The sequence below is a fragment of the Staphylococcus sp. HMSC65H10 genome (assembly GCF_001839185.1).
Taxonomy (GTDB): Bacteria; Bacillota; Bacilli; order Staphylococcales; family Staphylococcaceae; genus Staphylococcus; species Staphylococcus simulans.
Genome location: NZ_KV840425.1, coordinates 39,940 through 47,742 on the forward strand (window position 1 = coordinate 39,940; position 7,803 = coordinate 47,742).

A 7,803-nucleotide genomic window follows, 5' to 3' on the forward strand; every position below is an offset into this window, starting at 1 on the left:
TCACAAAAACTGATAAAGATGCAGCTGGAAATACCGTTGTTCATTTCAGTGACGGTTCACAAGCAGTCATCTCTAAAGGAGATAAAGGCGATACAGGTGCGACAGGCGCAACTGGTGCTACTGGTGAAAAAGGCGAATCTGTTTCAATTAAGAGCATCGAACCACAAGCCAATGGCGATACAAAAGTTATCTTCTCAGATGGTAAAGAATTAACAATTCCTAAAGGTGTGAAAGGTGACACAGGTGCAGCTGGTAAAGATGCTGAACCACTTACAGTAACTAGCACAACTAAAGATCCTGAAGGCAACACAGTTATCCACTTCAGCGACGGCCAAACAGCAACTGTCTCTAAAGGGGATAAAGGTGAAACAGGCGCAGCTGGAGCGAATGGTAAAGACGCAGCACCATTAACAGTAACTGGCGAAACTAAAGATGCGGCTGGCAATACAGTCGTTCACTTCAGTGATAACTCAACAGCGACTATCTCTAAAGGAGATAAAGGCGATACAGGTGCGACAGGTGAAAAAGGTGAATCTGTTTCAATTAAGAGTATCGAACCACAAGCCAATGGCGATACAAAAGTAGTCTTCTCAGATGGCAAAGAATTAACAATTCCTAAAGGTGAAAAAGGCGATACAGGCGCAGCTGGCGCAGACGCTAAACCACTCACAGTTACAGAAACTACTAAAGATGAAGCGGGCAACACAGTTATTCACTTTAGTGATGGTCAAACAGCAACAGTCTCTAAAGGAGATAAAGGTGATACTGGTGCGAAAGGTGATACTGGTGCAGCTGGTAAAGATGGTACGTCTATCACAATCGCAAGTATCGAACCACAAGCAAACGGAGATACAAAAGTGACATTCTCTGATGGTCAATCTATCACAGTGCCAAAAGGTAAAGATGGTACATCAGTGACAATCACAAAAACAGAAACATTACCAAATGGTAATAAACAAGTGACATTCTCAGACGGTAAAACACTTGAAATTCCTAAAGGGGATAAAGGTGATACAGGTGCTGCAGGTGAAAAAGGCGCAGACGGTACTTCAGTGACTGTTCAAAGCTCTGAACAAACACCAGATGGCACAAAAGTTACATTTAGTGATGGTAAATCAATTACAGTTCCTAACGGTAAAGATGGCGCATCTATTACAGTAAAATCATCTGAACCAAATGCGAATGGTGATACAGTTGTAACATTCAGTGATGGTTCACAAGTTGTGGTTCCTAAAGGCGAGAAAGGCGACACAGGTGCTCAAGGTGAAGCTGGTAAAGATGGTGCTTCAATCACTATCACAGGTACAGAAACTACACCTGAAGGTAATACGAAAGTTAACTTCTCAGATGGTCACTCTATTACAATCAACAAAGGCGACAAAGGTGAAACTGGCGCAGCCGGTGTAGATGGTAAAGATGGTAAATCAATCACAATTACTTCAAGTAAAGTGCTTGATAATGGTGATAATGAAGTAACATTCTCAGATGGAACTAAGATTACAATCCCTAAAGGCGCGAAAGGTGATGCAGGTGACTCAATCACAGTTCAAGGCACAAAACCTTTAGAAAATGGCGATATCGAAGTAACATTCTCAGATGGCACAAAAGTGACTATTCCAAAAGGTGCTAAAGGGGACAAAGGTGAAACTGGTGCACAAGGTGAAAAAGGCGCAGATGCTGCACCGTTAACTGTTCAAAGTACTGAAAAAGATAAAGATGGCAACACAGTCATCCACTTCAGCGATGGCGGAACTGCGACAATCTCTAAAGGAGATAAAGGTGACGCTGGTGAAAAAGGTGCAGACGGTACTTCAGTAACTGTTGATCAAATCAATAAATTACCAAATGGTGATTCTGAAGTTGTCTTCAGCGATGGTAAAAAAGTAACAATCCCTAAAGGCGACAAAGGTGATGCTGGACAAGATGCTAAACCTCTTACAGTTACAGGTTCTGAAAAAGATGCGGATGGCAATACCGTGATTCACTTCAGCGACGGTAGCACTGCCACTGTTTCTAAAGGCGACAAAGGTGACACAGGCGCAGCGGGTGCAGACGGAAAAGATGGTACATCTATCACAATCACAAGTGTGACACCACAAGAAAACGGCGATACAAAAGTTGTCTTCTCTGATGGCAAAGAAGTAACAATTCCTAAAGGTGCCAAAGGTGATACAGGTGCAGCTGGTAAAGATGCCGCACCATTAACAGTCACTGAAACAACAAAAGATGATGCTGGTAATACAGTCGTTCACTTCAGTGATGGTTCACAAGCTGTCATCTCTAAAGGGGATAAAGGTGATACTGGCGCAACCGGCGCAAACGGTAAAGATGGTCAATCTATTACAGTTCAAAACGTTGCTCCAGATAAAGATGGCAATACAGAAGTCACATTCTCAGATGGTTCTAAAGTTGTCATTCCGAAAGCTAAAGACGGCGTAGATGGTAAAGACGGTAAAGCAATCACAATTACCGCTACTGAAACAACACCAGAAGGCGCTACAAAAGTTACATTCTCTGACGGTAAAGTCATCACAATTCCTAAAGGTGCTGATGGTCAATCTGTAACGGTAGATAGTTCAAAACCTGATGCAGATGGCAACACAGTTGTGACATTCTCAGATGGTAAAACAGTCACAATTCCAAAAGGAGATAAAGGTGATACAGGTGCAGCTGGTAAAGACGCGGCTCCATTAACAATCACAGGTTCAACACAAACACCAGAAGGCAATACTGAAGTGACATTCAGCGACGGTTCTAAAGTTGTCATTCCGAAAGCGAAAGACGGCGTAGATGGTAAAGATGGTCAATCAATTACAGTCACTGGCAGCGAAGTTCAACCTGACGGTTCTACAAAAGTCACATTCAGTGATGGACGTGAAATTGTGATTCCTAAAGGAGAAAAAGGCGACAAAGGTGATGCAGGTCAAGATGGTAAATCTATTACTGTAGAAAACTCTGCTCCTGATGCAGATGGTAATACAGTGGTTAACTTCTCAGACGGATCTAAAGTCGTGATTCCGAAAGCGAAAGACGGCGTGGATGGTAAAGACGGAAAATCTATTACAGTCCAAAGCACTGAAACAACACCAGAGGGCGATACGAAAGTCACATTCTCAGATGGTACTACAGTCACAATCGCAAAAGGTGAAAAAGGTGACACAGGTGCAGTTGGTGTTGATGGACAAAATGGTAAAGACGGTCAATCTATTACTGTACAAAGCGTTCAACCTGATAAAGATGGCAATACAGAAGTGACCTTCTCAGACGGATCTAAAGTTGTCATTCCGAAAGCGAAAGATGGCGTAAATGGTACGGATGGTAAATCAGTTACAGTTACAGGAACTGCTGTTCAACCAGACGGATCAACGAAAGTGACATTCAGTGATGGCCATGAAGTCATTATTCCTAAAGGAGAAAAAGGAGATAAAGGTGACGCTGGACAAAATGGTGCAGATGGTCAATCAATCACAGTCGCTAAAGTAGAACCGCAACCAGATGGTTCAACTAAAGTAATATTTAGTGACGGTAAAGAAGTTACTATTCCTAAAGGAGAAAAAGGAGATGCCGGGGCTCAAGGTGAAGCAGGTAAAGATGCAACACCATTAACAGTTACAGGATCTACACAAACTCCAGATGGTAACACTGAAGTGACATTCTCAGACGGCACTAAAGTTGTGATTCCTAAAGGTGCGAAAGGTGATAAAGGCGATACTGGTGAAACAGGTGCCGCAGGTCAATCAATTACAGTTCAAGGCACTGAAAAAACACCAGAAGGCGATACAAAAGTAACATTCTCAGATGGTACTACAGTCACAATCGCAAAAGGTGAAAAAGGTGACACAGGTGCACAAGGCGCCGCAGGACAAGACGGTAAAGATGGCCAATCAATTACAGTCGCTAAAGTAGAACCACAAGAAAATGGTGATACAAAAGTTACATTTAGTGATGGTAAAGAAGTTACTATTCCTAAAGGTGAAAAAGGCGATAAAGGTGATACTGGTGCGAATGGTACAGATGGAACATCCGTGACAGTTAAATCTTCTGAAGTTCAACCAGATGGTAGCACGAAAGTTGTCTTCTCAGATGGCCATGAAGTAACAATCCCTAAAGCACAAGACGGTAAATCAATTACAGTTGATAAAACTGCCCCTGATGCTGAAGGTAATATTGTTGTGACATTCTCAGATGGTTCATCAGTCACAATTCCAAAAGGTGCGAAAGGTGATACAGGTGCACAAGGTGAAGCAGGTAAAGATGCGACACCATTAACAGTTACAGGTTCAACGCAAACACCTGATGGCAATACTGAAGTGACATTCAGTGACGGATCTAAAGTCGTTATTCCAAAAGCGAAAGATGGCGCAGACGGTAAGTCTATTACGGTTCAAGGCACTGAAAAAACACCAGAAGGCGATACAAAAGTAACGTTCTCAGATGGTACTTCAATCACAATCGCAAAAGGCGATAAAGGTGACACAGGTGCAAAAGGTGACGCAGGTCAAAACGGTGCGGACGGTAAATCAATTACGGTTCAAAGTGTTCAACCTGATAAAGATGGCAACACAGAAATCACATTCAATGATGGATCTAAAGTTGTTATTCCAAAAGCGAAAGACGGCGTGGACGGTAAGTCAATCACAATTACTGAAACAGCTGTTCAACCAGATGGTTCAACAAAAGTAACATTCAGCGATGGTCACGAAGTTGTTATCCCTAAAGGAGAAAAAGGCGACAAGGGTGATACTGGTGCGAATGGCGCAGACGGTCAATCCGTGACAGTTCAATCTTCTGAAGTCCAACCAGATGGCAGCACGAAAGTAGTCTTCTCAGACGGACATGAAGTGACTATTCCAAAAGCGCAAGATGGTAAATCAATTACAGTTGAAAAAACTGAACCAGATGCGGATGGTAATACAGTTGTGACATTTAGTGATGGCTCAACAGTCACAATACCTAAAGGTGCGAAAGGTGATACTGGCGCACAAGGTGAAGCAGGTCAAAATGGTGTAGACGGAAAATCAATCACAATTACTGAAACAGCTGTTCAACCAGACGGATCAACAAAAGTGACATTCAGTGATGGTCATGAAGTTGTCATTCCTAAAGGTGCTAAAGGAGATGCTGGCGAAGCAGGTCAATCAGTTACAGTCGCAAAAGTAGAGCCACAACCAAATGGCGATACGAAAGTCACATTTAGTGATGGTAAAGAACTTACTATTCCTAAAGGTGAAAAAGGTGACGCAGGTGCGAATGGTCAATCTGTAACTGTTCAATCAACAGCTCCAGATGCGGATGGTAACACAGTTATCACATTCAGCGATGGTACTAAAGTTGTTGTTCCTAAAGGTGCGAAAGGTGAAAAAGGTGACACTGGAGAAGCGGGTCAAAACGGCTTAAATGGTCAATCTATCACAGTTCAAGGCACAGAAAAAACACCAGAAGGCGATACAAAAGTCACATTCTCTGATGGCACTACAGTCACAATCGCAAAAGGCGATAAAGGAGATAAAGGTGATTCAGTCACGGTCGCAAAAGTAGAACCACAACCAAACGGCGATACAAAAGTTACATTCTCTGATGGTAAAGAAGTTACAATCCCTAAAGGCGAAAAAGGCGACAAAGGTGATACTGGAGCACAAGGTGAAGCGGGTCAAAATGGCGCAGATGCGAAACCATTAACAATCACAGGCTCTACACAAACACCTGATGGTAATACTGAAGTGACATTCAGCGATGGTACAAAAGTCACAATTCCAAAAGCACAAGATGGTAAATCAATTACAGTTGAAAAAACTGAACCAGACGCTGATGGCAACACAGTTGTGACATTCTCTGATGGCAGCACAATCACTATTCCAAAAGGAACAAAAGGTGATAAAGGCGATACTGGAGAAACAGGTGCAGCAGGTCAATCAGTTACAGTTGCGAAAGTAGAACCGCAACCAAACGGCGATACAAAAGTAACGTTCTCAGATGGTAAAGAAGTTGTGATTCCTAAAGGAGAAAAAGGCGACAAAGGTGATACTGGTGCACAAGGTGAAGCAGGACAAAATGGTGCGGACGGTAAATCAATTACTGTTCAAAGTACAACGCCTGACGCTGACGGTAATACAGTAGTGACTTTCTCTGACGGTTCAAAAGTTGTACTTCCAAAAGCCAAAGACGGTAAAGATGGTACATCAGTTACAGTTCAAAGCACAGAAACAACACCAGAAGGTAATACGAAAGTTACATTCTCTGATGGACATGAAATCACAATCGCAAAAGGCGATAAAGGTGATAAAGGCGATTCGGTTACAGTTGCGAAAGTAGAACCGCAACCAAATGGTGATACAAAAGTTACATTCTCTGACGGTAAAGAAATTGTCATTCCTAAAGGAGAAAAAGGTGACCCAGGTAAAGACGGTGTAGATGGTAAAGATGCAGCACCATTAACAGTTACAAGCACTGAAAAAGATGCGGACGGCAACACTGTTATTCACTTCAGTGATGGTGGTACAGCAGTTATCTCTAAAGGCGATAAAGGTGCAGATGGTCAATCTATTACAGTTCAAAACGTTGCGCCAGATAAAGATGGTAATACAGAAGTAACGTTCTCAGATGGCTCTAAAGTGACAATTCCTAAAGCGAAAGATGGCGTAGATGGTAAGTCAGTTACTATTACTGGTAACGAAACATTACCAAGCGGTGATATCAAAGTTACATTCAGTGATGGACATGAAATCATCATTCCTAAAGGCGCTAAAGGAGATGCAGGCGCATCAGTTACTGTAGTTAAAACAACGAAAGATCCAGATGGCAACACTGTAGTTAACTTCAGTGATGGCAGCAGCGTCACAATCCCTAAAGGAGATAAAGGCGACAAAGGTGCAGACGGTACATCAGTGACTATTACAGGCACAGAAGTACAACCTGACGGTTCAACTAAAGTAACGTTCTCAGATGGTCGTGAAATCAACATTCCTAAAGGATTAGACGGTAAATCTGTCACAATTACTAAAGCTGAACCAGATGCTGATGGCAACACAGTGATTGACTTCAGTGATGGTTCGAAAGTTACTGTGCCGAAAGGTAAAGATGGTGTAGACGGTAAATCAATTACTATCACAAATACTGAAAACTTACCTAATGGCGATGTTAAAGTGACATTTAGTGACGGACACGAAGTTGTAGTACCTAAAGGTGCTAAAGGAGAAAAAGGTGAAGATGGACAATCTATCACAATTACTTCTTCTACAGTTCAACCAGATGGTAATACGAAAGTAGTCTTCAGCGATGGACATGAAATTGTCGTTCCAAAAGGCCAAGATGGTAAATCAATCTCTATTACTTCAACAACGAAAGATCCTAACGGAAATACAGTTGTAGAATTTAGCGATGGTACTTCAGTTACAATCTCAAAAGGAGATAAAGGTGACCAAGGTTTACCTGGTAAAGACGGTGCAGACGGAAAATCAGTTACAGTAACAGGTCAAACAATCGACCCTGACGGCAATACAAAAGTAACATTCAGTGACGGCAACACAATCACAGTACCGAAAGGCAAAGACGGAACTTCAGTTACAGTCAAAGATTCACATCCAGATGCAGATGGTAATACAGTTGTAGAATTCAGTGATGGTTCAACAACTACAATTGCGAAAGGTAAAGACGGTCGCGATGGTAAAGATGGCCGTGACGGAGTAGACGGCAAATCAGTTACAGTAACAGGCCAAACAATCGATCCGAATGGCAATACAGTAGTGACATTCAGCGATGGCAACTCAATTACAGTACCGAAAGGCAAAGACGGAACTTCAGTTA

The 7,803-nt window shown here is 42.3% G+C and carries 1 protein-coding gene; it reads left to right on the forward strand.

Annotated features, from left to right (window positions below):
- Positions 1 to 7,803: beta strand repeat-containing protein (locus tag HMPREF3270_RS13070; RefSeq protein ID WP_070867276.1), on the forward strand; the 7,803-nt coding region annotated here is incomplete at both ends.